Source organism: Burkholderia theae (assembly GCF_048565265.1).
Classification (GTDB): Bacteria; Pseudomonadota; Gammaproteobacteria; order Burkholderiales; family Burkholderiaceae; genus Burkholderia; species Burkholderia theae.
Genome location: NZ_CP183462.1, coordinates 3,273,002 through 3,298,294, shown reverse-complemented (window position 1 = coordinate 3,298,294; position 25,293 = coordinate 3,273,002). Strand labels below are relative to the sequence as shown.

21 protein-coding genes are annotated in these 25,293 nt (G+C 66.7%); 6 read left to right on the top strand and 15 right to left on the bottom strand.

What is annotated here, in order from left to right; genetic code table 11:
* Positions 1 to 35 precede the first annotated feature (35 nt).
* Both ACN22W_RS32385 and ACN22W_RS32380 read right to left on the bottom strand, forming a co-directional pair.
* Positions 36 to 452 carry a hypothetical protein gene (locus ACN22W_RS32385; protein WP_419688593.1) on the bottom strand — a complete coding sequence of 139 codons (417 nt, stop codon included), beginning with the start codon at positions 450 to 452 and terminating at the stop codon, positions 36 to 38.
* 87 nt (positions 453 to 539) lie between these two features.
* Entirely contained in the window at positions 540 to 1,343 is an 804-nt protein-coding gene (locus tag ACN22W_RS32380; protein WP_129515745.1) for an EAL domain-containing protein, read from the bottom strand.
* 364 nt (positions 1,344 to 1,707) lie between these two features.
* Between ACN22W_RS32380 and ACN22W_RS32375 the strand changes: the two genes are divergently transcribed.
* Positions 1,708 to 1,881 (top strand): hypothetical protein, encoded by a 174-nt coding sequence (locus ACN22W_RS32375; protein WP_419688591.1) that lies wholly within the window; start codon positions 1,708 to 1,710, stop codon positions 1,879 to 1,881.
* A 247-nt stretch (positions 1,882 to 2,128) separates the two neighbouring features.
* Here the strand turns inward: ACN22W_RS32375 and ACN22W_RS32370 are convergent, their stop codons facing one another.
* On the bottom strand, positions 2,129 to 3,271 hold the full coding sequence (locus tag ACN22W_RS32370) for a DUF2827 domain-containing protein (protein WP_419688590.1): 1,143 nt from the start codon (positions 3,269 to 3,271) through the stop codon (positions 2,129 to 2,131).
* A 296-nt stretch (positions 3,272 to 3,567) separates the two neighbouring features.
* Between ACN22W_RS32370 and ACN22W_RS32365 the strand changes: the two genes are divergently transcribed.
* Both ACN22W_RS32365 and ACN22W_RS32360 read left to right on the top strand, forming a co-directional pair.
* Complete coding sequence (locus tag ACN22W_RS32365) at positions 3,568 to 4,260, top strand: class I SAM-dependent methyltransferase (protein WP_419688588.1); 693 nt, start codon at positions 3,568 to 3,570, stop codon at positions 4,258 to 4,260.
* Positions 4,257 to 5,579 carry a galactosyl transferase GMA12/MNN10 domain protein gene (locus tag ACN22W_RS32360; protein WP_419688586.1) on the top strand — a complete coding sequence of 441 codons (1,323 nt, stop codon included), beginning with the start codon at positions 4,257 to 4,259 and terminating at the stop codon, positions 5,577 to 5,579. Before ACN22W_RS32365 ends, ACN22W_RS32360 begins: the two co-directional genes overlap by 4 nt.
* A gap of 76 nt (positions 5,580 to 5,655) precedes the next feature.
* Here the strand turns inward: ACN22W_RS32360 and ACN22W_RS32355 are convergent, their stop codons facing one another.
* From ACN22W_RS32355 to ACN22W_RS32330, 6 genes are all read right to left on the bottom strand, one after another.
* On the bottom strand, positions 5,656 to 7,770 hold the full coding sequence (locus ACN22W_RS32355; protein ID WP_419688584.1) for a phosphocholine-specific phospholipase C: 2,115 nt from the start codon (positions 7,768 to 7,770) through the stop codon (positions 5,656 to 5,658).
* A 42-nt stretch (positions 7,771 to 7,812) separates the two neighbouring features.
* Positions 7,813 to 8,016 carry a hypothetical protein gene (locus tag ACN22W_RS32350; protein ID WP_048246605.1) on the bottom strand — a complete coding sequence of 68 codons (204 nt, stop codon included), beginning with the start codon at positions 8,014 to 8,016 and terminating at the stop codon, positions 7,813 to 7,815.
* A 327-nt stretch (positions 8,017 to 8,343) separates the two neighbouring features.
* Positions 8,344 to 10,341 carry an acetyl/propionyl/methylcrotonyl-CoA carboxylase subunit alpha gene (locus tag ACN22W_RS32345; RefSeq protein WP_419688582.1) on the bottom strand — a complete coding sequence of 666 codons (1,998 nt, stop codon included), beginning with the start codon at positions 10,339 to 10,341 and terminating at the stop codon, positions 8,344 to 8,346.
* Positions 10,342 to 10,380: 39 nt separating this feature from the next.
* Positions 10,381 to 11,166: an enoyl-CoA hydratase/isomerase family protein gene (locus tag ACN22W_RS32340; protein ID WP_419688580.1), complete on the bottom strand. Its 786-nt coding sequence runs from the start codon at positions 11,164 to 11,166 to the stop codon at positions 10,381 to 10,383.
* Positions 11,167 to 11,183: 17 nt separating this feature from the next.
* Complete coding sequence (locus ACN22W_RS32335) at positions 11,184 to 12,791, bottom strand: carboxyl transferase domain-containing protein (protein WP_129515752.1); 1,608 nt, start codon at positions 12,789 to 12,791, stop codon at positions 11,184 to 11,186.
* A gap of 31 nt (positions 12,792 to 12,822) precedes the next feature.
* Positions 12,823 to 14,004 (bottom strand): isovaleryl-CoA dehydrogenase, encoded by a 1,182-nt coding sequence (locus ACN22W_RS32330; RefSeq protein ID WP_048246614.1) that lies wholly within the window; start codon positions 14,002 to 14,004, stop codon positions 12,823 to 12,825.
* A 170-nt stretch (positions 14,005 to 14,174) separates the two neighbouring features.
* Here ACN22W_RS32330 and ACN22W_RS32325 point away from each other — a divergent pair, with 170 nt between their 5' ends.
* Positions 14,175 to 14,921: a TetR/AcrR family transcriptional regulator gene (locus tag ACN22W_RS32325; protein ID WP_129515753.1), complete on the top strand. Its 747-nt coding sequence runs from the start codon at positions 14,175 to 14,177 to the stop codon at positions 14,919 to 14,921.
* A 39-nt stretch (positions 14,922 to 14,960) separates the two neighbouring features.
* Here the strand turns inward: ACN22W_RS32325 and ACN22W_RS32320 are convergent, their stop codons facing one another.
* Positions 14,961 to 15,407 carry a hypothetical protein gene (locus ACN22W_RS32320; RefSeq protein ID WP_419688578.1) on the bottom strand — a complete coding sequence of 149 codons (447 nt, stop codon included), beginning with the start codon at positions 15,405 to 15,407 and terminating at the stop codon, positions 14,961 to 14,963.
* Positions 15,408 to 15,821: 414 nt separating this feature from the next.
* On the opposite strand from ACN22W_RS32320, the gene ACN22W_RS32315 reads away from it, so the two are divergent.
* A complete protein-coding gene (locus ACN22W_RS32315) occupies positions 15,822 to 17,999 on the top strand; it encodes a TonB-dependent siderophore receptor (protein ID WP_419688576.1) in 2,178 nt (725 codons plus the stop codon).
* 45 nt (positions 18,000 to 18,044) lie between these two features.
* On the opposite strand, the gene ACN22W_RS32310 is transcribed toward ACN22W_RS32315, so the two are convergent.
* The 5 genes from ACN22W_RS32310 to ACN22W_RS32290 all read right to left on the bottom strand — a co-directional run bounded on the left by ACN22W_RS32310 (position 18,045) and on the right by ACN22W_RS32290 (position 23,595).
* Positions 18,045 to 19,337, bottom strand: a complete 1,293-nt coding sequence (locus ACN22W_RS32310; RefSeq protein WP_419688575.1) for an MFS transporter — start codon at positions 19,335 to 19,337, stop codon at positions 18,045 to 18,047.
* A 120-nt stretch (positions 19,338 to 19,457) separates the two neighbouring features.
* Complete coding sequence (yiaK, locus tag ACN22W_RS32305) at positions 19,458 to 20,474, bottom strand: 3-dehydro-L-gulonate 2-dehydrogenase (protein WP_419688573.1); 1,017 nt, start codon at positions 20,472 to 20,474, stop codon at positions 19,458 to 19,460.
* 89 nt (positions 20,475 to 20,563) lie between these two features.
* Positions 20,564 to 21,607: a Zn-dependent oxidoreductase gene (locus ACN22W_RS32300; protein ID WP_419688571.1), complete on the bottom strand. Its 1,044-nt coding sequence runs from the start codon at positions 21,605 to 21,607 to the stop codon at positions 20,564 to 20,566.
* Between the two features lie 29 nt (positions 21,608 to 21,636).
* A complete protein-coding gene (manD, locus tag ACN22W_RS32295) occupies positions 21,637 to 22,845 on the bottom strand; it encodes a D-mannonate dehydratase ManD (protein ID WP_419688569.1) in 1,209 nt (402 codons plus the stop codon).
* 21 nt (positions 22,846 to 22,866) lie between these two features.
* Complete coding sequence (locus ACN22W_RS32290; protein WP_129515759.1) at positions 22,867 to 23,595, bottom strand: GntR family transcriptional regulator; 729 nt, start codon at positions 23,593 to 23,595, stop codon at positions 22,867 to 22,869.
* 158 nt (positions 23,596 to 23,753) lie between these two features.
* On the opposite strand from ACN22W_RS32290, the gene ACN22W_RS32285 reads away from it, so the two are divergent.
* Positions 23,754 to 25,220 carry a mannitol dehydrogenase family protein gene (locus ACN22W_RS32285; protein WP_419688567.1) on the top strand — a complete coding sequence of 489 codons (1,467 nt, stop codon included), beginning with the start codon at positions 23,754 to 23,756 and terminating at the stop codon, positions 25,218 to 25,220.
* Positions 25,221 to 25,293: the final 73 nt, after the last annotated feature.

Below are 25,293 nucleotides of genomic sequence, written 5' to 3'. Positions count from 1 at the left end.
CCGGCCGCACGCCGGCCGGCACGCGCATTCGCGCGCTACACCAGCACCCGATCGCCGCATTGTGCGGCGAACACGCGGCCATGCCGCCGCCCCGTGTGCGCGAGCACCGCGAAGCAACGGGCCGCCGGCCGGCTGGCGCCGGCGGATTGCTTGAAGAGGTTGTCGGATACGCCGCGCGCGATCGCCGAATCGTCGCCGCACGCGCCCGCGATGACGCCGGCGTAATAGTGCCGCGCCGCCAGCTCGCGGCCGCCGGCGTCGAGCGGCCTCATCCGCTGAATGCGACGCGCGACGGCCTTCAGGCCGTCGAGATAGGGCGCGACATCGATCGGCACGTCGGTCGATTCGGCGCCCAGTTGCCACAGCATGTCGGCCAGCTCGGCGAGCGCGACCAGGTCGCGCGCATCTGCCGCCTGCGTGCCCGTTCCGACTCCGGCCTTCGTCTCCGCCATGCCTACGCCCCTTTTGTCATGCGTCCCGGCCCCGCGCCGGCCCCGCCTTGCGCATATCAGCGCGCCGCACCGCCTGTTCGCGCGCCGTCACGCGGCGGCCGGCGACCGCCATGAAAAGCGGATGCCCTGCGCCCACGCGACGCCGGCATCCACGACGATCTGCCGGTCGATCTCGGTCTCCACGCCTTCGACGACGACGTGCCGCGCACCTTCTTGCGCGAACGCGATCAGCCGGCGGAACTGGTAGCGCCCGATCGAGTTGCGCTTGATCATCGACAGGATCGACCTGTCGAGCTTCACGATGTCGGGATTGCCGACCACCAGATTGTTCAATGCACTGAAGCCGACGCCGAAATCGTCGATCGCGATGCGGCATCCGGCCTGCCGGAAGCGGTTCACGAACGACCGGCCCGCGACGGGATTCAGCGGCCCCGTCTCCGTGATCTCGATCACCAGCCGCGCGGCGACCGACGGCTCACGCTCGAGCCGCTTGAAAATGGCCAGCCACGCGTCGTCGACGACCGCGCTCGCCGCCGCGACGTTGCAACCGTAGACGGCGGCCGGATCGGCGCGCAGCCCGTCGATCGTCCTGCCGACCACGAGCCGGTCGAACCAGCGCATCAGCCCGAGCGACTCGAGACGCGGCAGGAAGGCGAGCGGCGGCAGCACATCGCGCTCGCCCCACCGCAATCGCGCCAGGCATTCCCGGTACAGCACGCCACCCGACAGATCGGCCCGGCACACGGGCTCGTGCGCGAACCCGAGCCGGCTTTCCACGAAACTGCGTACCGACGCGAGGTCGGGGTGATCGTCGGGTGCGCCGAACACGAGATCGATTTCGTCACGATTCGCTTCCCGATTCGCCTCCAGGCGAGCTTCGACCGCATTCATCCGGCGCTCCGGCAAATGGCGAGCCCAGACCACGGCTCGACCTCAAGAAACATGCGGAGCAAGCCGATCCTGACGTGCTCCGCCGCCTACCCGGCCCATCCTGTTATGTCGATCTTTTCCGGGGGCGTACTGTTCGCTTCGGCGCGCCGTCAAATTCGATATTTTCAACAATACTCAGTATCTGGGAATACACCATGCGCACCCGATGCCGACAGTGCGACAGGTTACACAACATCAATTGCAGAACTCCGAATCGAAACCGTTTCTCTTTTTCGCCTAAACAGCTTTGTCCGAATCGATTTTTCCGCGATTTACTGGTCTCGCAAATCTGAAATTCGCCAATTAATATGACGAATAACGATTCGTGAAGCATCGCCCTCTATTCATGCCCGGGCTTGCCGCACCAGCCTTCTACACGGGCGACAATCCACCGGAAACCCGCCGCCGCGCCTCATTCGATCACCGCAGCATTCAATTTTCTCGTTTCAAACGATATTGTGAATTTTCAAAGCAGAATCAAACCGCGTTGAATCAATAATAGCGCGCTTAATTATATGATGATTAAAGATTGAAACATCTTTAACAATCTTCCGGACTTGTTAACCTATAAACTTATTTCCGACGGACTTCCCTCGGAGCCGTCAATTTCGTGCCTTCGAAAACCGTCGAACCGACCTGGTTCGGCGGTTTCTTTTTTTAACGGCACTATTTCGTCAGACATTAGGGTAGGACAACCCCGATGGCGGCCGGCGGCGCAACGAATGTGCGCCGCGGAAAAGCGGGCGTTATGCGGCCGTTGCGCCGACCAGGTTCGCGAGCAGCGCGTCGTACTCGGCGACGAGCGCGGGATTCGCCGACGTGTAGCGGCCGAGGATCTCGCGCTGGCGCCGCGTGTACCCTTCCCAATCTTCGTCGTGCGTGTGCAGCGCGCGCAGCAGCGCATCGGCACCCTGCTGCACGTCGTTGTCCGGGTAGTAGTAGCCGAGATCGGGCGCGAGGCTCGCGTTGTGCACGAGCGGGTAGCCCTGCCAGCACACGTCGAAATAGAAATAGTTGAGCGGGTTCGACCACTGATGCGACACGACGATGTCGGTCAGGTCGGCCAGGAACAGCGGCGTGTCGAAGCGCCCGACGAAGCTCGCCTTGCCCGCACGCACGATGTCCAGGTAGTTCATCAGCATCACGAACTCGGGGCTGTCGTGCGCGAGGCGATCGGCGTTCGTCACGTGCGTGAAGCAGATCGCATCGGGGTCGCGGCGATACGCTTCGTCGATGATCAGCATCGGATACACGCAGAACTTCACGACGTTGTGATTCGGCTCCATCACCGTCAGTCGCTTGCCGGGCTCGCTGCGCGGCCGGTATTCGCCGTGCTCGGGCAGCGACTGCGCACGCGCGCTCAGGAACATCGGATCCCACACGAACGGCACGACGCGCCCCGGGCAGCGGCGCAGCGACTGCAGGAACGGCAGCGACGACGGCGCGATCTGCGGAATCGCCCACACCTCGTCGTAGCCGCGGTTGATGAAGAGCGCGTCCCACATCCGGCGGCCGAACAGCATCGACTCCATCGCATTGATGTACTCGACGCCGCAGCAGTAGCTGACGATCTTCGCGCCGCGCGCTTTCAGGTAGGCCGTCTGCTCGCCGTCGATCTGCCCGCCAAGCTCGATCACCACGTCGAGCGCATCCTTCATGTCGGCGAACGCGCGCGTGTCGTACACGCCGCGATCCCACGGCAGCGCATCGGTGAGCGGCACGTCGGTGGTGTTGACCAGCGTCACGCGGTAGCCGCGCGGCGACGCCATCAGCAGCTTCGCGAGAAACAGCGCGTTCTGCTTGATGCCGTTGATCCACAGGCTTTCGTCGGGGGCACGCAATCCGATCGTGATACCGATGCGCAGGCCGTTCAGGGCAGGAGACGTCATCGTCGGCGGGATGGAAGGTTGGAAGGGGTGGAATGGACGCAGTGTAGCGCGCGAGGCGCCGCCCGCGTCAAGCGGCGGCGCACGCCGGCGGCAACCCGGCATTTTAGCGGAGCGCCGGCCCGCACACTGTCATGGATGGTTAGTGCCCGGCGCGCGGCGCGGGCGGGCCGCACAAATGCGCAAGGCCGTTATACGATACTCGGGCCGCCCGCCGCGCCGCCAGGTCGCGGCTTGTTTTTGGCATTCGAACGGACAACCCACGACCTCGCCGCAACACGATTGAAAAAGGCTGACAAATGGAACACGACGCCGCGCAAGTCTTCCAGAAAATCCATGACGAAAAGGGGTGGCACTCTCAGGAGAGCGTGTCCGGGTGGGGTTCGGAGCTGAAGAACACCGCGCAGATCATTCGCGAGCTGCCCGGGTTGCTGCGCCGGTTCGGGGTCCGTTCGATGCTCGATGCGCCGTGCGGCGATTTCAACTGGATGCGTCATGTCGACCTCGACGGCATCGACTACATCGGTGCGGATATCGTGCAGAACCTCGTCACCGCAAACCAGGCGACCTGGACTGCGCCGAACCGTCGTTTCGTGCATCTCGACCTGCTGAAGGATCCGCTGCCGGACGCCGACCTGATCCTGTGCCGCGACTGTCTGTTCCACTTTTCCCACGCCGACGTGTTTCGCGCATTCGAGCGCTTCGCGGCCACCAACGCGCGCTACCTGCTGACCACGACCTTCATCTACCGCAGCTATCCGCGCAACGCGAGCATCGCGACCGGCCAGTGGACGCCGATCAACCTCGAAATGGCGCCGTTCGATCTCGATCCGCCGCTGACGCTGATCGTTGAAGGCAGCAACGAATGCATCATCTACGGCGGCGATCTCGGCACGGTGCCCATGTCCGATCGCTGCCTCGGGCTCTGGAGCATGGAGAGCGTTCGCGAGCGCCTGCGGCGCCCGCTTCCCGACCTTCCGGGTGCACGATGATCGTCCTCAGCCATTTCAGTCACGACGCGCCCGCGAGCCTCGAGAATCACCGCCGCTACGCGCAGGCGCACGGCTATCGTCACGAGATCGTCGACGCGTCCGCGATGCCGCAGGCGCTGCCGCTGCGGCCGTTGTATCGCTACGAATCGCTGCTCCACGTGCTGCGCGGCGCGCAGCCCGACGAACTCGTGCTGCTGCTCAGCGAAGACGCGGCGATCGTCGAACCCGTCGCGCTGGATCGCCTGATGCCCGGGCGCGACATGCTGCTCGTCGACGCCTTCGCGCACCCGCTGCCTCAAGTCGACGTGCAGGTCTGGCGCAACACGGCGGCCGTGCGAGCGATCGTGATGCGGCTCGTGCAGCGGTGCAAGCTCGGCAGCGAGCCGCGACTCACGTCGGAGGCCGCGCTGTTCGCGGATCTCGACACGCATCACTACATGACGCTGATCGACGGCCTGTGCCCGGTGATGCCGACCGGCCCCAACCTCGATCCGATGTGGAGCCGCGTACCGACGTTCGCGATCAGCATCGACGACACGCCGCACGATCCCGAACGCAAAGGCGCGACGCCGCGCTTTCGGGACGCGCTGGTTGCGTACATCAACCGATGCCGCGCCACCGGCCAGCCGATGTTCTCGTTCGATCACGACGCAGGCAGCGAGCCGGCCGACTCCGCCGAGCGCAGCACCTACAATCCCGGCCGCTCGATTGCCGTGATGACGCTATACACGCCGAACATCGGCAACTACGCGCGCATCGCGGAACGGAATTTCCGGCGCTACTGCGACACACACGGCTACACGCTCTACGTGCATCGCGACATTCCCGGCGAGATCGGGCTGAACGCGACCGGCAACTGGTTCAAGCCGTGGCTGCTGCACGGTTATCTGCAGCACCATGACTGGGTGGTGTGGCTCGACGCCGACGTGCTGATCGCGGATCAGCAGAAAGCGCTGGAACCGCTGCTCGTAGGGCGCGACTGGCTGCTCGCGCACGACATCGGCCAGTGGGCGTTCAACTCGGGCGTGATGGCGTTTCGGCGCACCGAGCGCAACGATCTGATGCTGCGCGACATGATGGCGACGATCACCGCGCTGCAGGACAGGTCGAGCGTCTATGCGAGCGATGGCGACCAGCTGCACTTCATTCGCGCGATGGAGCGCGACGGGCAACTGGAAGGCGAAGGCGTGGCCGATCTCGTCAGCTTCAACACGCCCTGGCTGTTCCGCCGCGCGGACAGCTACATCGTGCACTACTACGGAATGTGGTCCGACATGCGCGCACTGATGATGGCGCACGACGACGGTCTGCTGCGCTGAAGCCACCGATCCGGAATCAAAACCGCGAGCGACTGCGCCGGCTGGATGCCTGCCAGCCGGCGCGCGTCGCTTGCCGTCAGACCGGCGTGGTGGTCGGCGCGACGGCGGCCGGGTCGGTCAAGCTGGCCTTGCCGGTTTCGACGTGCCCCGCGATGCGGCGTGTCCAGCCCGTATTCCCCGCGACCGCGAACTGCAGGTCGTACCAGTGGCTGCTGCACGACAGATCCCAGTGCGCTTCGATGCGCTGCCCCGGCGGAATCGTCAGCGTGCGCGCCGGCCCGCCGTACGCGACATCGGTCGCCGTGACCGTCAGTGCGCTGGCGCCCGCATTGGCGAGCGTCACGTAGACGTCGCCGTTGGCGGCGTCGTAGCACGGCGTGATTTCAGGCTTCGCACCGGCATCCGCGGCGGCGGACCCCGCGAAGCGCCGGAAATAGCCGTTCGGGCCCCACACACTCACCAGGTAGTTGCCGTTCGCGTCGAGCGCCCACGTATCGGTCAGTTGCTTGCCCGCTTCGACCGTGTAGCGGCGCGGCATTGCGGTGGGGTCACCCGTATAGACCCAGAAGTGCGCACCTTGCGTGCCGGTGTTCGCAAACGTCAGCGCGTAACCTTGCGCGCCGAGCTGGCCGGTGACGTGCAATTCGTACGGCAGCGCACGCGCCGGCCGCGTGCCGGGTTCCTGCGCCGTCACGACCTGCTGCGCGGTGCTGGCCGGCGCGGTCTGCGACGATGCGCGCGAACATTGCAGGTCCGCCTGCGCGACATACGCCTGCGTACTCGGCAGGGTCGGCACCGTGGCATCCGATTTCGAGAAATCGAGCGCCGACGTCAGGTCGCCGCAGATCGCACGGCGCCACGGCGAGATGTTGGTTTCCATCACGCCGAAGCGCTTCTCGATGAATTGCAGCACCGACGTGTGATCGAAGACCTGCGAGCACACGAAGCCACCCTTCGACCACGGCGAGACGACGAACATCGGCACGCGCGGGCCGAGGCCGTATGGCAGGTTGTCGGCCGTGTACGTGCCCGTCTGCGTCGACGTCACGACGTTGTGCCGCTCGAGCGACACGTCCACGGTGCTCATGCCGGAGCCCGGCAGCGTCGGTGCCGACGGCGGCACGACGTGATCGAAGAAGCCGTCGTTCTCGTCGTACATGATCAGCAGGACGGTCTTGCTCCACACGTCCGGATTCGACGTCAGCGCATCGAGAATGTTCGACAGGTAATACGCGCCGTAGAGCGGCGTGAACTTCGGATGTTCCGAATACGCGGCGGGCGGCAGCAGCCACGAGACCTGCGGCAGCGCGTTCGCCTGCACGTCGGCTTTCAGCTGCGTGATCGAGCGCGTGCTCATCCCGCGCGTCTGCAGCGACGAACCGGCCGGCGCATTCACGAAGTTGTTAAAGCACGCCAGCATGTTCGTGCCGTAGTTGCCGGTGAAGTTGTCGAACCCGGTGCCCTGCTGGTAGATCTGCCACGAGATGCCCGCTTTCTCGAGGCGCTCCGGATAAGTCGTCCAGCTGAAGGGCGGCAACTGGATCTTGTCGAACTGGTTGTCGATGTAGTCGGTGTTGTCGAGCAGCGGGCCGCCGCCCGTGCCGAGCGGATCGACCATGCCCGTCATCAGGTACATGCGGTTCGGGTGCGTGTTGCCCGGAATCGAGCAGAAGTAGTTGTCGCACACGGTGAACGCATCCGCGAGCGCGTAATGGAACGGGATGTCGTCGCGGACGTGGTAGCCCATCGTCATGTTCGACTTCTGCACCGCCCATTGGTCCGCGCGGCCGTTGTCGATCGCGCCGTGCGTCGTTGCCCACGTATGCGGCAGGCCGCCGATGCACTGCGCGTTGACGCCCGGGACGGTCGTGTCGTAGCGGAACGGCGCGATCACGCTCGTCTTGTCTTCCTGTCGCGGCTGGAACCACACCGGCTTGCCGTTCGGCAGCGTGACCGGGAAACGGTCGTTGTAGCCGCGCACGCCGCTCAGGTGACCGAGGTAGTGGTCGAACGAGCGGTTCTCCTGCATGAACACGACGATGTGCTGCACATCCTGGATCGTGCCCGTCACGGAATTCGGCTCGATCGCAAGCGCCTTGCGGATCGATTCGGGAAGCAGTGCGGTGGCGGCGGTCGCGCCGGCGAGGCCGGCGGAGAACTTCAGAAAATCGCGTCGCGAATGGGTGGCCATGCTGGTTGCTCTTGATTGGATTTCTGGTGGGAACGGCCGGTATCAGGAAGCGGGCGAGGATGCAGGCGCGGTGAAACCCGGCGGGCAGTGCATCTGCGCCGTGGCGACGGCGGCGCCGCCGCACGCGGCCTTCTGCTGTGCGACGGGCGCGGGGTCGGTGGTCAGGTCGTCGCCGCAGGCGCTGAGGAGTGCGATCAGCGTGAGCGAGCCAACGACCGCGAAGGGCCGGAGGGCCGACTTTCGCATAACGTATCTCCGTGGATGTGATGACGTGACACGAACGCGGACCCGCGCCGGTCATATCGTCGCCGAGATGCTAATTACCACGTGTTACACAACGGTGTCGCGTGCAGGCAGAGGTCGACGTGCTCGCGAACGGAGACACGTGAGGGTGTGGCGGGATACGTCGTGTGTGGCGCGTAATGCAATCGAAAGATTCGCACTGCTCACGCGTGCCGTGACGATCGATGCGGTGCCGCGCTATAGCGACAACGCGCATGCGGTGAATCGCGAAGCGGTTCGCGCGAGCCGGCAACCGCAGCCGCCGGCCCGCGCACAACGAGAAAGCCCTACTCAGCCTTCCGCCATCATCAGCAGCTGCGCGCCATCCGCGACCTGGTCGCCGACACCGTACAGCACTTCGGCAACGACGCCCGCGCTCGGCGCGCCGATCGTGTGCTCCATCTTCATCGCTTCCATCACGATCAGCGGCGTGCCGGCTTCGACTTTCTGGCCGGGCTCGACCAGCACCGCGATCACCTTGCCGGGCATCGGCGCGGTGAGCCGTCCGCCGCCCTGCTCGACGTCGCCCGCATGCGCGATCAGGTTGCGCCATTCGAACGTCTCGGCCGCGCCCTGCGTGAACACATGGAACGTGTCGCCGTCCGCAACCACGCGGCCGCTGCTGCGCACGCCGCCGAGCGTCACGTCGAAATCGAGCGACGTGGCGCCGCGCGTCCACACGAACGGCTGCGCGGCTTCGCCGCCGGCCGCGATGCGTGCACCGGCGCCGTCGTCTTCATACACGACCGTCAGGTCCGCTTCGCGATCGGCCGCATGCCATTCGAGCGTGCGGCGATAACCACCGTTCAGCCGCCAGTCCGGCAGCGCGCCCCACGGCGATGCGCGATGCGCGACCGCCCCGCGCTCGCGTGCAAGGAGCGCCGCGCAGGCCAGCGCGAGCATCGCGCGCGGCGGCTGTTGCGGTGCGAACAACGCGTCGTGGTTGCGCTCGATCAGGCCCGTGTCGAGGTCGGCCGTCGCGAACGGCTCGCACGCGACGATCCGCTGCAGGAACGCGGCGTTCGTATGCAGGCCCACCACCTCGCATGCGCGCAGCGCACGCAGCATCAGGCCCAGCGCTTCCGCGCGGTCGGCGCCGTGGACGATCAGCTTCGCGATCATCGGATCGTAGAACGGCGTGATCGCATCGCCTTCGCGCACGCCGCTGTCGACCCGCACCGATGCGCCGATGGCAAACTCGACGCCGGCCGGCAGCCGCAGGTGCTTCAGCGTGCCGGTGGACGGCAGGAAGCCGCGCCCGGGGTTCTCCGCGTAAAGGCGCGCCTCGAGCGCGTGGCCCTGCACGCGCAGCTCGTCCTGCTTCAGTGGCAACGGCTCGCCGGACGCGACGCGCAGCTGCCATTCGACGAGGTCGAGCCCCGTGACCATCTCGGTGACCGGATGCTCGACCTGCAGGCGCGTGTTCATTTCCATGAAGTAGAACGCGTCGCCCGTCATGATGAATTCGACGGTGCCCGCGCCGACATAAGCGACCGCGCGCGCGGCCGCGACGGCCGCCTCGCCCATCGCGCGGCGCAGGTCGTCGGGCAGGCCCGGTGCCGGCGCTTCCTCGAGCACCTTCTGGTGACGGCGCTGCACCGAGCAGTCGCGATCGAACAGGTACACGGTATTGCCGTGCGTGTCGCCGAACACCTGCACCTCGACGTGGCGCGGACGCGTCAGGTATTTCTCGATCAGCACGCGGTCGTTGCCGAAGCTGCTCGCCGCTTCGCGCTGGCACGACGCGAGCGCCGCAGGGAAATCGTCGGAGCGCTCGACCACGCGCATCCCCTTGCCGCCGCCGCCCGCGCTCGCCTTCAGCAGCACCGGGTAACCGATCTCATCCGCTTCGCGATGCAGGTAGGTCGCGTCCTGGTCGTCGCCGTGATAACCGGGCACGAGCGGCACGGCCGCTGCGTGCATCAGCGCCTTCGCGGCGGCCTTCGACCCCATCGCCGCGATCGCGTCGACCGGCGGCCCGATGAACGCGATGCCGGCCGCTTCGCACGCATGCGCGAAATCCTCGTTCTCCGACAGGAAGCCGTAGCCGGGGTGGATCGCCTGCGCACCGGTCGCGCGCGCGGCTTCGATGATGCGCTCGATGCGCAGATAGCTGTCCGCGGCGGCCGAGCCGCCGATGTGCACGGCTTCGTCGCACGCGGCCACGTGTTTCGCGTTCGCGTCCGCGTCGGAATAGACGGCGACGCTCGCGATCCCGAGACGTTTGCACGTCGCGGCGACGCGGCACGCGATTTCGCCGCGGTTGGCGATCAGAATCTTGTCGAACATGGCTTCGGTGTCGTCCGGAAAGTGTGGGTCACGAGGGCGTCATTCACGCCACGACGGCGTGCGCTTTTCGAGGAAGGACGCGATCCCTTCGCGCGCTTCCGCGCCGGCGCGGGTCCGCGCGATCCAGTCGGCGGTCTGCTCGATCAGCGTCGCGTCGAGCGCGCGGCCGGCCACGTCGGTGACGAGCTGCTTGCATGCGCGCACCGCGTCGGGGCCGTTCGCGACCAGCGCCGCGGCCAGCTTCGCGACCGTTTCGTCGAGCGCATCGGCCGGCACCGCATCGTGAATGAAGCCGAGCGACGCCGCGCGCGCGCTGTCGAACACCTCGGCCGTCGTGAAGTAGCGGCGCGCCGCGCGCTCGCCCATCGCGCGCACGACGTACGGCGCGATCGTCGCGGGAATCAGCCCGAGCCGCGCTTCCGAAAGACAGAACTTCACGCCGTCGGCGGCGATCGCGATATCGGCCGCCGCGACGAGGCCTACGCCGCCCGCATACGCGTCGCCATGCACGCGTGCGATCACCGGCTTGCCGCAGCGATGGATCGCCTCGAGCATCCGCGCGAGCTTGCGCGCGTCGGCGCGGTTCTCGTCGTCCGAGTAACCGGCCATCTTCTTCATCCAGTTCAGGTCCGCGCCCGCGCAGAACGCGGTGCCTTCCGCCGCGAGCACGATCGTGCGCACGCCGGCGTGCGCATCGAGCCATTCGAACGCGGTGGTCAGCTCGGCGATCGTCGTCTCGTTGAACGCGTTGCGCACGTCGGGACGCGCGAGCGTGACGGTCGCCACGCGATTCGCTTCGACTACCTTGATGGTTTCGTATCGCATCGTCCGCTCCTTGCTCGTTACATCCGGAACACGCCGAAGCGCGTGTCGTCGATCGGCGCGTTCATCGACGCGGCCAGGCCGAGCCCGAGCACGTCGCGCGTCTGCGCGGGGTCGATCACGCCGTCATCCCACAGCCGCGCGCTCGCGTAATACGGATGGCCCTGGCGCTCGTACTGGTCGCGGATCGGCTGCTTGAATGCTTCCTCTTCATCGGTCGACCACGAACCGCCCTTCGCCTCGATGCCGTCGCGGCGCACGGTCGCGAGCACCGACGCGGCCTGCTCGCCGCCCATCACCGAGATGCGGGCGTTCGGCCACATCCACAGAAAACGCGGCCCGAATGCGCGGCCGCACATCCCGTAGTTGCCGGCGCCGAACGAGCCGCCGATGATCACGGTGAACTTCGGCACCTTCGCGTTCGACACGGCCGTCACCATCTTCGCGCCATGCCGCGCGATGCCTTCGTTCTCGTACTTGCGCCCGACCATGAAGCCCGTGATGTTCTGCAGGAACACGAGCGGGATCTTGCGCTGGCAGCACAGCTCGATGAAATGCGCGCCCTTCACGGCCGATTCGGAAAACAGGATGCCGTTGTTCGCGACGATCCCGACCGGGTGGCCCCAGATGTGCGCGAAGCCCGTGACGAGCGTCGTGCCGTAGCGCGCCTTGAATTCGTCGAACTCGGAATCGTCGACGATGCGCGCAATCACCTCGCGCACGTCGAACGGCTTGCGCGTATCGACGGGAATCACGCCGTACAGGCTCTTCGCGTCGTAGCGCGGCAGCTTCGGCTCGCGCAACGCCACCGGCGACGCGATCTTCGGCGCGAGGTGATCGACGATGTTGCGCGCGATCGACAGCGCATGCGCGTCGTTCTGCGCGAGGTGGTCGGCCACGCCCGACAGGCGCGTGTGCACGTCGCCGCCGCCGAGATCCTCGGCGCTCACTTCCTCGCCGGTCGCGGCCTTCACGAGCGGCGGCCCGCCGAGGAAAATCGTGCCCTGGTCCTTCACGATGATCGACTCGTCGCTCATCGCGGGCACATACGCGCCGCCCGCCGTGCACGAGCCCATCACGACGGCGATCTGCGCGATCCCCGCCGCCGACATCGTCGCCTGGTTGAAGAAGATGCGGCCGAAGTGGTCGCGATCGGGGAACACGTCGTCCTGGTTCGGCAGGTTCGCGCCGCCCGAATCGACGAGGTACACGCACGGCAGCCGGTTTTCCGCGGCGATTTCCTGCGCGCGCACGTGCTTCTTCACGGTGACCGGGTAGTAGGTGCCGCCCTTGACCGTCGCGTCGTTGCACACGATCACGCACTCGCGGCCCGCGATCCGGCCGATCCCGGTGATGACGCCCGCGCCCGGCGCGTCGTCGTTGTACATGCCGTTCGCCGCGAGCTGCGACAGCTCGAGGAACGGCGCACCCGGATCGAGCAGTTGCGCGATGCGGTCGCGCGGCAGCAGCTTGCCGCGCGACAGGTGCTTGTCGCGCGCGGCCTGGCCGCCGCCCTGCGCGAGCTGTTCGATCTTCGCGCGCAGGTCGGCGACGACCGCCTCGAGCGCCGCGGCGTTCGCGCGGAAATCTTCCGAACGCGGGTTCAGTTTGGATTCGATGATCGGCATCGACGGGGCTCCGTTCGCGTGACGTGGGGCGTTACATCGTTTCCGCGAACAGCTCGCGGCCGATCAGCATCCGGCGGATCTCGCTCGTGCCGGCGCCGATCTCGTACAGCTTCGCATCGCGCCACAGGCGGCCGACCGGGTATTCGTTGATGTAGCCGTTGCCGCCGAGGATCTGGATCGCCTCGCCGGCCATCCACGTCGCCTTCTCCGCCGTATAGAGGATCACGCCCGCGCAGTCCTTGCGCACCTGGCGAATGTGGTCGCTGCCCGCCGAGTCGAGATGGCGACCGACCGCGTACAGGTACGCGCGGCACGCCTGGAACGTGGTGTACATGTCGGCGACCTTGCCCTGGATCAGCTGGAATTCGCCGATCGACTGGCCGAACTGCTTGCGGTCGTGGATATACGGCACGACCGCGTCGAGGCACGCGGCCATGATGCCCGTCGGGCCGCCCGACAGCACCGCGCGCTCGTAGTCGAGGCCGCTCATCAGCACCTTCACGCCGCCGTTGAGCTGGCCGAGGATGTTCTCTTCCGGCACTTCGACGTCCTGGAACACGAGCTCGCCCGTGTGCGAACCACGCATGCCGAGCTTGTCGAGCTTCTGCGCGACCGAGAAGCCCTTCATCCCCTTCTCGACGATGAACGCGGTGATGCCGCGCGAATTCGCTTCGATATCCGTCTTCGCGTAGACGACGAGCGTGTCGCAATCGGGGCCGTTGGTGATCCACATCTTCGTGCCGTTCAGCACGTAACGATCGCCGCGCTTGTCGGCGCGCAGCTTCATGCTGACGACGTCGGAACCGGCGTTCGGCTCGCTCATCGCGAGCGCGCCGATGTGTTCGCCCGACACGAGCTTCGGCAGGTATTTCTGCTTCTGGGCCTCGGTGCCGTTGCGGTGGATCTGGTTCACGCACAGGTTCGAGTGCGCGCCGTACGACAGGCCGATCGACGCCGATGCGCGCGAGATCTCCTCCATCGCGACCATGTGTGCCGTGTAGCCCATGTTCGCGCCGCCGTATTCCTCGGCCACCGTCATGCCGAGCACGCCGATATCGCCGAACTTCTTCCACAGATCCATCGGAAACTGGTCGGTGCGGTCGACCTCCGCCGCGCGCGGCGTGATTTCCTTCGCCGCGAACGTCGCGACGGCATCGCGCAGCATCTCGATGTCTTCACCGAGCATGAATTGCACGCCGGGCAGGTTGATCATGTCTCCTCCGTCTCCAGAAAGTGTGTTGCACTCACCGATTTCTGAGTTTCGCTCAAATCGAATGAATGCGCCGATTCATTGACTAATACAGCGGAAATTTTGCACAGTTTCGCGCCTCGTCGGGTTCGGCGTCAATAGTTTTTTGAGTGACACTCAGATATCATGCGGAGATGACAGCCGCTACCGCCGACACCATGACCGACACCGTCAAAGCCGACCGCGCCGACGCGCCGCGCGCGCCCGCCGGACGCAAATCCCAGCAGCGCGTGCAGGACATTCTGCGCGCCGGCCGTGAAGTGTTCGCCGAAAAGGGTTACGAGCATGCGACGGCCGCCGAGATCGCGCAGCGCGTGGGCGTGTCGGAGGCAACCGTGTTCAGCTACTTCCGCGGCAAGCGCGAGCTGTGCGCACGCGTCATCGCGGATTGGTACGACGAAATCATCGCGGCGTTCGAGCACGGGATGCCGCAGGAGGCGTCGGTGCAGCAGCAGTTCGCGTTCATCGTGCGCACCCACCTGCGGCTGATGCTCGTGAACGGCACGGGGCTGTGCGCGCTGGTGCTGTCGGAAGGCCGCGCGAAGCAGCATGCGCTGAGCGACGAGCTAACCGCGCTGCAGCGCCGCTACACGGCGCCGCTGATGGACGTGCTCGCGCGCGGCCAGGCGGCCGGGCAGGTTCGCGCGGACCTGCCGCTGAGCCTGCTGCGCTCGATGGTGTTCGGGCCGATCGAGCACGTGCTGTGGGACGCGATCCTCGGGCACCGCAAGCTCGATACGGAAACGACGGCCACGCAGCTGATCGACATGCTGTGGGCCGCCGTGCAGCCGCCCGCGCCGGAGCAGGCGGCGCTCGTGCGCTTCAGGAACGAAGTGGCGGAAGCCGTGCGGCGGCTGGAAGGCGAAAGCGCCCGCACGTGACGCGCGGCGGCAGGTTGCCGCGCCGCCGCGGCACGCCGGTCAGTTGGCGAGGCGGCAGTGGGCCAGCTTCAGCCCCGGCAACACCGGCGCATCGATATAACCTTCGTTCACGCAGCTGAACCGGAAACTCGAAGACGCCGTGAACGGCTTGATCTCGCCGCCGGGAAATTTCGGTTTCAGCGCATCCTGGTCGGCCACGTCGAAATGCGTGTCGAACTGTTCGCCGTCGGACGTCAGCGCGCCGAAATACGTGCCGCCCGGGTCGCTGCCCATCCGGATCACGGCGCCGACGAACGCCAGCCGCTTGCCGTCGTATTTCGTTTTCGCGGCGGCCATGTCCTGCGTATAGGCCTCGATCACGGCGCCGTAATGCGCGTCGATCGCGGGCTCGCCGTCCGTCGCCGCAAAAGCGGTCTGGTGAACGCCCGCCAGCATGGCGCACGCCGCGAGCGCGGCCGCCGCGAACGGCGCGGAATTCTTTTTCATTGGGTGGTCTCCCGTCTAGCTCGGTGGTTGAAGTGACTGACGTCGGCGCTGCGCCGGCTGCCCGGCACAACGCCCGATGGATGCGCTGCCGCTTTTAATCGTTCGAATGGCGGAACACGGCTGCGATCACTTCACCACCCGCATGGTCGAATGCGGTGCGCAGCGTCGCGCTGAACGCGACGTGACAAGAAAATGACATGTGCGGCCCCCGGCTCTCTCGTTGAATTTCACTGCGTCTGATTTTGGCCGCTACGGTAGCAGACGGCCGACGGCCCGGCAACCAAGACCCATGCGCTGCCGATCGCCTCATTACAATTGCAAATGATTCTCATTACATATATCATGCGCATCCTGGTTGCGGCGACACGCTGCGGCCCGCGACCCGATCCTTAGTACTCCGTCCTGCATCGATTCATGCCATCCCGTCGAACGCCCCGCCGCGCCCGGACCCTTCGTCCGTGGCGCACGAGCCTGCCTGCCCTGATCACCCTGTGCGTCGCGAGCGGCACGCATGCCGCCACCGCCGAGCGCGCGGACACCGCACCCGCCGCATCGACCGCCACCACACCCGCCGAACACGAACTCCCGGCCATCAGCGTCAACGCATCGGCGGCCGTCGATCCGACGATCGGCTATCAGCCGCGCACCACCAGCATCGCGGGCGGCGACGACCGTTCGCTCAAGGAGATTCCGCAATCGGTCGCGGTGGTCAGCAGCGCCGTGATGCAGGACCAGCAGGCGCGCTCGCTCGACGACGTGCTCGGCAACATCAGCGGCGTCACGCAGACCAACACGCTCGGCGGCACGCGCGACGCGTTCACCAAGCGCGGCTTCGGGTCGAACAACGACGGCTCGGTGCTCGTCGACGGCGTGCGCACGCCGGTGCTGCACAGCTATCTCGCGACGATCGACCGCGTCGAAGTGCTGAAGGGCCCGGCATCGCTGCTGTACGGGATGCAGGACCCGGGCGGCGTGATCAACCTCGTCACGCGCAAGCCGGAAGACACGTTCGGCGGCTCGATCTCGGCATCGCGCACGAGCCACGGCGGCAGCAGCGCGCTGTTCGACCTCACCGGCCCGCTCGGCAAGCCCGGCCAGGTCGCGGGCGGCACGCTCGCATTCCGGCTGACCGGCGAATACGACACGAGCCGCTACTGGCGCAGCTTCGGCCGCCAGCGCGACGCGCTGATCGCGCCCGCGCTGGCGTGGCACGACGCGAACACGTCGATCGACGTCAGCTACCAGTACGTCGACTACACGACGCCGTTCGATCGCGGCACCGTGCTCGTGAACGGCCAGCTCGACGATGCGCTGCGCTACCGCCGCTACGAGGAAGCGTGGTCGCAAAGCAGCGGCATCCAGGAAACGCTGCGCGCACGCATCGAGCACCGCTTCTCCGACGCGTGGCGCATGCGTGCAACCTACGGCTGGGGCCGCGACCGCTACGACCAGTACATCACCCGCGCCACCGCGTTCAACAGCAAGACGGGCGCAATGACGCGCTCGTCCGATGCGAACCTCGGACGCAACGATTCCGACCAGATCGCCACACTGGGCCTGCTCGGCAACGTGACGCTCGCCGGGATGAACCACGCGCTCTACGTCGGCGGCGAATACGAGCGGCAGCGCAGCTTCCGCGGCGACACGATCCGCGGCAAGGCGACGACGGGCTTCAATCTCTACGATCCCGTGTACGGCCTGCTCGCGCCGGGCGGCACGCCGAACCGGAAACAAAGCGATTCGCGTTCGGTGGTGCATGCGTATTCGATGATCGTGCAGGACTCGGTGAAGCTCACCGACCGGCTGACCGCCGTGGGCGGGCTGCGCTGGGAAAACTGGCAGCAGGAATCGGGGATGGGCCGGCCGTTCGTGTTCGCCGACCGCTCGCGCGGCAATGTCTGGCTGCCGCAGTTCGGGCTCGCGTATGCGCTCACGCCGGCGCTGACCGCGTATGCGAACGTGAGCCGCTCGTTCAAGCCGAACGTCGCAACGAACGTCACCGCGCCGCTCGCGCCGGAATATGGCCGCGTGCTCGAAGCCGGATTGAAATTCAGCCTGAAGCCCGCGATCACGGGCACGTTCGCGGTGTACCAGATCGACAAGCGCAACGTCGCGGTCACGGTGGGCGACATCACGTCGACGATCGGCACCGCGCGCTCTCGCGGGATCGAGCTCGACGTCGCGGGGCAGATCACGCGCCACCTGAGCGTGATCGGCAGCTACGCATACACGAACGCGAACGATCGCGACAGCAACACGCCGCTCGTCAACGTCGCGAGCCATACGGGCAGCCTGTTCGCGGTGTACGACACGGCGATCGCGAACCTGCCCGGCCGCTGGCGCTTCGGCGGCGGCGCACGCCTCGTCGGCGCACGCCCCGGCGATACCGCGAACAGCTTCACGCTGCCCGGTTACGTGACGGTCGACGCGTTCGCAGCCTACGAAACAACGATCGGCAAGTTCCCGACACGCATCCAGCTCAACGTGAAGAACCTGCTCGACAAGACCTACTACCCGTCGAGCAACAACAACCTGATCGTCGCGGTCGGCGAACCGCGGCTCGTCACGCTGACGACGACGGTGTCGTTCTGACGGCCGGGGCAGCCGGGGCGGCCGGAAACCGGGCCCGGCGCGACGTCATTCCGCCGTCGGCGGACAGACCCGGTAGAACACGACGCTGCACAGCAACAGGAAGCCTGCCAGGATCGCCATGCCGGTCCGGATGCCCGCGTAACCGATGATCATCGCACCGAGGATCCCCGACAGGCTCCCGCACGCGTTGATCAGCGCGAGGCCGGCCGCCGCGGCCGCACCGGACAGCACGCGTCCCGGCAGCGTCCAGTAGATCGGCATCAGCGACAGGATGCCCGACGTCGCGACGGTCAGCATGATCAGCGCGAGCCAGAAGCTGTCGTGCGCCACCGTCGCGACGAACAGGCCGACGGCAGCCAGCGCGACCGGCACCACGCCGTGCCGGCGCAGCCGCCCGGACTTCTCCGCGACCTTCGCGTTCACGTACATGCAGATCGCCGCGACGCCGAACGGGATGGCCGTGAACAGTCCGACATCCAGGCTGTTCGCGACGCCCGCGTCATGAAACAGCGTCGGCATCCAGAACGTCAGCCCGTAGAAAGCGGTGTTGAAGAGGATCATCACGACGATCAACGCATAGATCTTCGGTGTCCGGAACGCATCCGCGACGCGATGCGACTTGGACGCCGCCTCCTTCGCGACATTCGCCTCGATGATCTGCTTCTCGCGCGGCGTCAGCCAATCGACGTCGGCCGGCCGGTTGCGCAGCAGCGCCAGGATTACGACGCCCAGCACCGCGGACGGCAGCCCTTCGAGCAGGAACAGCCACTGCCATCCCTTGATGCCGGCCACGCCGTTCATCGTCTCCAGGATCGCGCCGGACAGCGGCGCACCGAACACGACGGCAATCGGCAACGCCATCAGGAACAGCGAATACATGCCGCTCTGGCGCCGGGCGGGCAGCCACGTGTTCGTGTAATACATCACGCCCGGCACGAAACCGGCCTCGCAGACGCCAAGCAGGAAGCGCAGCGAATAAAACGCGGCCTCGTTTTTCGAGAAGATCATCAGGGTCGACACGATCCCCCACGTGATCATGATCCGCGCAATCCATGCGCGTGCGCCGACCCGCCGGAGGATCAGGTTGCTCGGAATCTCGAACAGCATGTAGCCCCAGAAGAACACGCTCGCGCCGAGCGCGAAGGACGCATTCGTCAGGCCGAAATCGGCCGCCATCTGCAGTTTGGCAAAACCGATGTTCACGCGGTCCAGATAGGACATGATGAAGCCGAGGAAAAACAGCGGGACGATCCTCAGTACCACCTTCCGGTACAACGCGTCTTCGTGCAGTGTTTCGGTGCTTGCGCCGAGCGCGAGCGTGACGTCCGCCTTCATCATCAGTTCTCCCGATGAAAACAAGAGCTTCGGCGGCGATGGATTCGATCCTACGCCGGTTCGTTTCGCAATCCCGTTGCGGGCCGCGCTGCCTGCCGGCGCCGCGTCACGAATGCGCTGACCTCACCGCTCCGCCAGCGCGAGCACGTCGGCCCAGATGCCGTCGTCGACGGCGACGCCCTGCTGCCGCTGTTCGATGCGGGTCCGCAGCGCGCTTTGGCCGGGATACAGCACCTCGCGGCTGTCTTCCGCGAGTTCCGACGTATTCACGTAATCGGCCACGCCGTCGGCGACCTCGTTCGTGAACGCTTCGCCGCCCAGCTTGCGCGGGTCGATCAGGATGAAGACCTGCGAGCAGCCGGTGCAACTGCCCTGCTGCACGGCATCGATCCCGTTCGTCGCCAGCCCCTCCGACAGCACGGCGGCCAGCACGTCGAGCATGATCGCGAATCCCGAGCCCTTCCAGTAACCCATCGGCAGGATCCGCATCGACGCCTCGATCGGGCCGGGCTCCGACGTCAGCTTCCCTTCGCTGTCGAAACCGGCGGGAAACGGCATGTTTTTACCCTTGAGGCGGGTCGCCTGCAGTTTTCCGTACGAGTACTGCGACATCGCCATGTCGAGCACGATAGGGCCTTTGTCCCGCGGCACCGCCATCACGAACGGGTTGTTGCCGACGCGCGGTTTCCTGGCGCCCCAGCCCGGCATGCAGGATTCGGTATTGGTCCAGCAGATCGCGATGTAGCCGCGATCGGCCGCGTGCCAGCCATACGTGCCGCCGCGCATCCAGTGCGTCGTGTTGCGCAGCGCGACGATGCCGACGCCGTGCTCAGCCGCGATCGCCATTGCGCGCTCGGTCGCGGACAACGCATTGAGAATGCCGGGGCCGCGGTTGCCGTCCAGGATCTCGATCGCGCCGAAGCGCTTGACCGGCGTGGGGACGCCTTGCAGGTTCACCCAGCCCTTGCGGACGTAGTCGACGAAGCGCGCGACGCGATTGATGCCGTGGGAGTTGACGCCGTCGCAGGTCGCCTCGGCATGCACCCGTGCGCAGACGCCGGCGTCGGGCTCGTTCATGCCCGCATTCAGGAGCGCGAGATAAATGGCGCCCTGCAACTCCTCGAACGGAATTCGGATCATCTTGCCTGTCTCCTGAAGTTCTTGTGATGCGGTTCGATCCGGCACCGGATGCCGCCGCTCCGGCTCGCGGCGCGAGCCGGTATCGCTCGTTAATCGCCCGTGAAGTCGCCCGCGAAATCGAGCAGGATCTTGCAGCTCTCGGCAGGCCGCTGCTCGGCCATCTCGAACGCCTGCGCGACATCGCGGAAGCCGACCTTGTGCGTAACGATATGCTCGGGCTGGATCAGGCCGCGGCCGATCCAGTCGATGACCTGCGGGAACATCGCGCAGTTCAGCCGCGACGCGGCGAGCGTGAGTTCCTTCTTCGTCAGTTCCGCCTGCACGATCGCCGACGGTTCCGACGAGAAACCGAGCACGCCGATCCGGCCCGCCGGCGCCGCGAGCCGCACGGCCTCTTCCAGAATCAACGGATGGCAGACCGCGTCGAAGATCAGCGTCGGGCCGCCATCGACGCCGCGCTTCTCGAGCGCGTCGGGAAGCGACTCGACGCTCGTGTTGATGATCTCGTCCTCCGCCGCGCCGCACTTGCGCGCGAGCTGCAGGCGCGCATCGAGCCGGTCGGTGATGAACGCGCGGATGCCGTACACGCGCTTGAGCACCTGCAGGATCGTCAGCCCCACCGTGCCCGCACCGTAGATCAGCGCGACGTCGCCCGGCAGCACGCCGGTGCGCGACGTCGCATTCGCGGCGACCGCGAACGGCTCGACGATCGCCGCGCAGGTGTCGGCGATCTCCGCCGGGATCCGGTACGCGTTGCCGGCCGGCACGCAGGTGTACTCGCTGAAGCCGCCGTCGCGATGCACGCCGAGCACGGTCAGGTGCCGGCACACGTTGCGCCGGCCGATCGTGCACGCATGGCAATGCCCGCAGCTGATCACGGGATCGACCGCGACGGTCTCGCCGAGCCGCGCCGCGTCGACGCCCGCGCCGACCGACTCGATCGTCCCGACGAATTCGTGGCCGATGATGCGCGGATACGATACGAACGGATTCTTGCCGTGAAAGATGTGCAGGTCCGAGCCGCAGATGCCCGCATAGCGGACCTTCACGCGCACTTCGCCGGCGGCGGGCACGGGCAGCGGCACGTCGCGCACGCTCATGCTGTTCGGACGATCGACAACGACGCTCAACATTTCGGTTCTCTCCTTCGGATCTTCGCCGCTCACCAGTTCCACATCGACCCGTCGCGCAACCGGGCGACCGGCAGGTACGCACGCTCGTACGGATACTTCGCGGCCAGCGTCTCGTCGATGTCGACGCCGAGGCCCGGCACGTCGTCCATCACGAGATAACCGTCCTCGAAGCGGTAGCTGTGCGGAAACACTTCGTCGGTCAGCGGGCTGTGCGGCATCAGTTCCTGGATGCCGAAGTTCGGCGCCCACAACCCGAAGTTGACCGCCGCCGCCATGCAGACCGGCGACAGGTCCGTCGCACCATGAAAGCCCGTACGCACCTGGTACATCGCCGCGTAGTCGGCAATGCGCCGCACGTGCGTGATCCCGCCGGCGTGCACGATCGTCGCGCGGATATAGTCGATCAGCTGATCGCGGATCAGGTCCTTGCAATCCCAGATCGAGTTGAACACCTCGCCGACCGCGAGCGGCGTCGTCGTGTGCTGGCGGATCAGGCGGAATGCATCCTGGTTCTCGGCGGGCGTCGCGTCTTCCAGCCAGAAGAGACGATGCGGCTCGAGATCGCGGCCTAGCCGCGCGGCCTCGATCGGCGTGAGCCGGTGATGCGCGTCGTGCAGCAGGTGCGGCGTTTCGCCGACCGCGTCGCGCACCTTGCGGAACAGTTCCGGCGTATGGCGCAGGTAGAGCGCGGTATCCCACGGCTCCTCGGGCGGCAAACCTTTTTCGGCGGGTTCGTATGCGCCCGCGGTCTTGCCGACGCCGTACACCTTGTCGAGCCCCGGCACGCCCGACTGCACGCGGATCGCAAGAAAGCCTTCCTCGATGTGCGCGCGCACCGCGTCGACCGCTTCTTCATGATCGCGCCCGTTCGCGTGGCCGTACACCATCAGGCCGTCGCGGCTCTTGCCGCCGAGCAGCTGGTAGACCGGCATGCCCGCGAGCTTGCCCTTGATGTCCCACAGCGCCATGTCGATCGCGGCGATCGCCGTCATCGTCACGGGCCCGCGCCGCCAGTACGCGCCGCGATACAGGTATTGCCAGATGTCCTCGATGTTGCGCGGGTCGCGGCCGACGAGACACGGGAACACGTGATCTTCCAGATATGCGCGCACCGCGAGCTCGCGCCCGTTGAGCGTCGCGTCGCCGAGACCGTAGACGCCTTCGTCGGTCACGATCTTCACCGTCACGAAGTTCCGGCCCGGACACGTGACGATGGTCTGCAAGCGTTCGATTTTCACTGCGCTCCTCCAGCGGGCGATTCAGTCGACAAAGTAATGGGGCGCGCGGTTGCGCACGCCCGGCAGATGCGAGCCGATCCGGTCGACGTGCGTCGCGACCGATGCGCCGAGCAGCGCCATGTTGCGCGACGCGATGTGCGTGAGGATCTGCTCGTGTTCCTGCAACGCGAGACGAGCGTGGCCCTCGACGTCGTCGAGCAGCAGCCAGCGCACGCGATCGTACTGACGCTTGATTGGCTGCAGCATTTCCCACACGTGCGGCCGTCCGGCGAACTCGAACATGCGCGCGTGCATCTTCTCGTCGAGCGCGAAAAACACATCGACATCGCCAACGTCGACCGCGTCGCGCTGCGCGTCGATGAGCCGCGCGAGCTCGGTCAGTTGGGCGGGCGCAATCTTCTGCGCGAGTTCGACGTGGTTCGCGCATTCGAGCGTGCTGCGCGCGAAGCGCCCTTCCTCGAGGAGCGATACCGAGATCGGTGCGACGAACGTGCCGACCTTCCGGTGGATCTGCACGAGCCGCTCGTCGGCCAGTTGCGCAAACGCTTCGCGCACGGGCGTGCGGCTGACCTTGATCGTGGTCGAGATCACGGCTTCGGATAACGCGGTGTGCGGCGGCAGCGCGCCCCGGACGATCGCGTTGCGCAGCAGCGCGTGTACCTGCTCCGTATAGGACCGGCTCTCGTCCAGCGAGAACGCCTGCAACGCCGTGACGACGACGCCTTCCTCAAATGCTGCGGTTTCGTTCATGTTTGCCGATGCTTCCGACTTGATATCGATAACTACCATGGTACACAACACAATGAAATTGATCGAACTGGCGTTTACACCAATAACTTCCAGCAAAAACCCGCAATAACCTTCGTCCATCCAACTATCTACCATGGTACATCCTGTTGCCGACCGTCATGCCACCTGCCCCCGATTTCCTGCGCACCGCGCCGCCCGGCACGCGCCGCCCCAGCTATGACCGGCACGCAGTCCGCACGGGCATCGTCCATCTCGGCCTCGGCGCGTTCCACCGCGCGCATCAGGCGACACACACCGAGACCGTGCTCGAGCAGGGCGACCTGCGCTGGGGGATCGTCGGCGTCGAGCTGCGGCGGCGCCATACCGTCGACCTGCTCGCCGCGCAGGACCACCTGTACACGGTGACCGAACGCGACGGCGGCGGCGCGCGCGCCCGGATCGTCGGCGCCGTGCACGGCGCGCTGTTCGCGCCGGAAGCGCTGCCCGCGCTGCTCGCGCTGATCGCCGATCCCGGTGTGTCGATCGTCAGCCTGACCGTGACCGAGAAAGGCTATTGCCGCCTGCCGGGCGGCGGTCTCGATACCGACGATCCCGCCCTCCGCGCCGACCTCGCCGCTCCGGACACGCCGCGTACCGCGCTCGGCGTGATCGCCGCCGGCCTCCGGCAGCGGCCTGCCAGCGCGCCGCTCACCGTCGTCTGCTGCGACAACATGACGTCCAACGGCGACACGCTGCGCGCGCTGCTGCTCGACTACGCGGAACGCATCGACGACGGCGCGCTTGCACGACGCATCCGCGACGACGTCGCCTTTCCGAACAGCATGGTCGACCGGATCGTGCCGGCTGCCACGCCCGAGTCGCTCGACTGGGCACAAGCGCACCTCGGCGCGCGCGACGCGGCCGCGATCGTCTGCGAACCGTTCTCGCAATGGGTGATCGAGGATCGCTTCGCAGGCCCGCGTCCGCGCTGGGAAGACGCCGGCGCGCGCATCGTCGCCGACGTGCGGCCGTACGAAACGATGAAGCTGCGGCTGCTGAACGGCTCGCATTCGGCGATCGCGTATGCGGGGCAACTGCGCGGCCGCGCGACCGTGTCGGACGCGATGGCCGATCCGGCGATCGCGGCGTTCGTCGACGGCGTGATGACGCACGACCTGCTCGCGACCGTCGATGTGCCGTCCGGCTTCGACGCGCACGACTACTGCGCGACGCTCGTGCGGCGCTTCCGGAATCCGACGCTCGCGCACCGCACCGAACAGATCGCGATGGATGGCACGCAGAAAGTGCCGCTGCGCTGGCTGCCCGCGCTCGCCGACAGCGCGGCGGCGGGCGTCGAGCGCCCGTATCTGGAGCGTGCGCTTGCGCTCTGGCTGTACTACCTGAGCGCCGCGCGCGACGCCGACGGCCGGCCGCTGACGATCAGCGATCCGGGCGCGGCCGCGCTCGCCGCGACGCTTGGCGCTGCCGGCGACGCGAACGGCGCGGTGCGCGCGGCGCTCGCCAGTGCAGCGCTCGCCGGCCCGGCCGCGTGGCCCGACGCGCTGGTCGCGCGCGTCGGCGCGCATCTGTCGACGCTGCGTGCGCACGGCACCGATGCGCTGCTCGCGCCGCTGCACGTGCGCTGACCGACCGCTCGACCGGTTCGCACCGAGACGCGCGAACCGCATGACGCCATCACAAGACATGACGGCCGGCCCA

Bases quoted from the DNA above. Each gene is read 5' to 3' on its own strand.
- ACN22W_RS32300 (WP_419688571.1), bottom strand. From the start codon at position 21,607: ATGTTGAGCGTCGTTGTCGATCGTCCGAACAGCATGAGCGTGCGCGAC.
- ACN22W_RS32365 (WP_419688588.1), top strand. From the start codon at position 3,568: ATGGAACACGACGCCGCGCAAGTCTTCCAGAAAATCCATGACGAAAAG.
- ACN22W_RS32355 (WP_419688584.1), bottom strand. From the start codon at position 7,770: ATGGCCACCCATTCGCGACGCGATTTTCTGAAGTTCTCCGCCGGCCTC.
- ACN22W_RS32370 (WP_419688590.1), bottom strand. From the start codon at position 3,271: ATGACGTCTCCTGCCCTGAACGGCCTGCGCATCGGTATCACGATCGGA.
- ACN22W_RS32330 (WP_048246614.1), bottom strand. From the start codon at position 14,004: ATGATCAACCTGCCCGGCGTGCAATTCATGCTCGGTGAAGACATCGAG.
- yiaK (WP_419688573.1), bottom strand. From the start codon at position 20,474: ATGATCCGAATTCCGTTCGAGGAGTTGCAGGGCGCCATTTATCTCGCG.
- ACN22W_RS32315 (WP_419688576.1), top strand. From the start codon at position 15,822: ATGCCATCCCGTCGAACGCCCCGCCGCGCCCGGACCCTTCGTCCGTGG.
- ACN22W_RS32340 (WP_419688580.1), bottom strand. From the start codon at position 11,166: ATGCGATACGAAACCATCAAGGTAGTCGAAGCGAATCGCGTGGCGACC.
- ACN22W_RS32360 (WP_419688586.1), top strand. From the start codon at position 4,257: ATGATCGTCCTCAGCCATTTCAGTCACGACGCGCCCGCGAGCCTCGAG.
- ACN22W_RS32345 (WP_419688582.1), bottom strand. From the start codon at position 10,341: ATGTTCGACAAGATTCTGATCGCCAACCGCGGCGAAATCGCGTGCCGC.
- ACN22W_RS32350 (WP_048246605.1), bottom strand. From the start codon at position 8,016: ATGCGAAAGTCGGCCCTCCGGCCCTTCGCGGTCGTTGGCTCGCTCACG.
- ACN22W_RS32285 (WP_419688567.1), top strand. From the start codon at position 23,754: ATGCCACCTGCCCCCGATTTCCTGCGCACCGCGCCGCCCGGCACGCGC.
- ACN22W_RS32325 (WP_129515753.1), top strand. From the start codon at position 14,175: ATGACAGCCGCTACCGCCGACACCATGACCGACACCGTCAAAGCCGAC.
- ACN22W_RS32385 (WP_419688593.1), bottom strand. From the start codon at position 452: ATGGCGGAGACGAAGGCCGGAGTCGGAACGGGCACGCAGGCGGCAGAT.
- ACN22W_RS32320 (WP_419688578.1), bottom strand. From the start codon at position 15,407: ATGAAAAAGAATTCCGCGCCGTTCGCGGCGGCCGCGCTCGCGGCGTGC.
- ACN22W_RS32290 (WP_129515759.1), bottom strand. From the start codon at position 23,595: ATGAACGAAACCGCAGCATTTGAGGAAGGCGTCGTCGTCACGGCGTTG.
- ACN22W_RS32310 (WP_419688575.1), bottom strand. From the start codon at position 19,337: ATGATGAAGGCGGACGTCACGCTCGCGCTCGGCGCAAGCACCGAAACA.
- ACN22W_RS32335 (WP_129515752.1), bottom strand. From the start codon at position 12,791: ATGCCGATCATCGAATCCAAACTGAACCCGCGTTCGGAAGATTTCCGC.
- ACN22W_RS32380 (WP_129515745.1), bottom strand. From the start codon at position 1,343: ATGAATGCGGTCGAAGCTCGCCTGGAGGCGAATCGGGAAGCGAATCGT.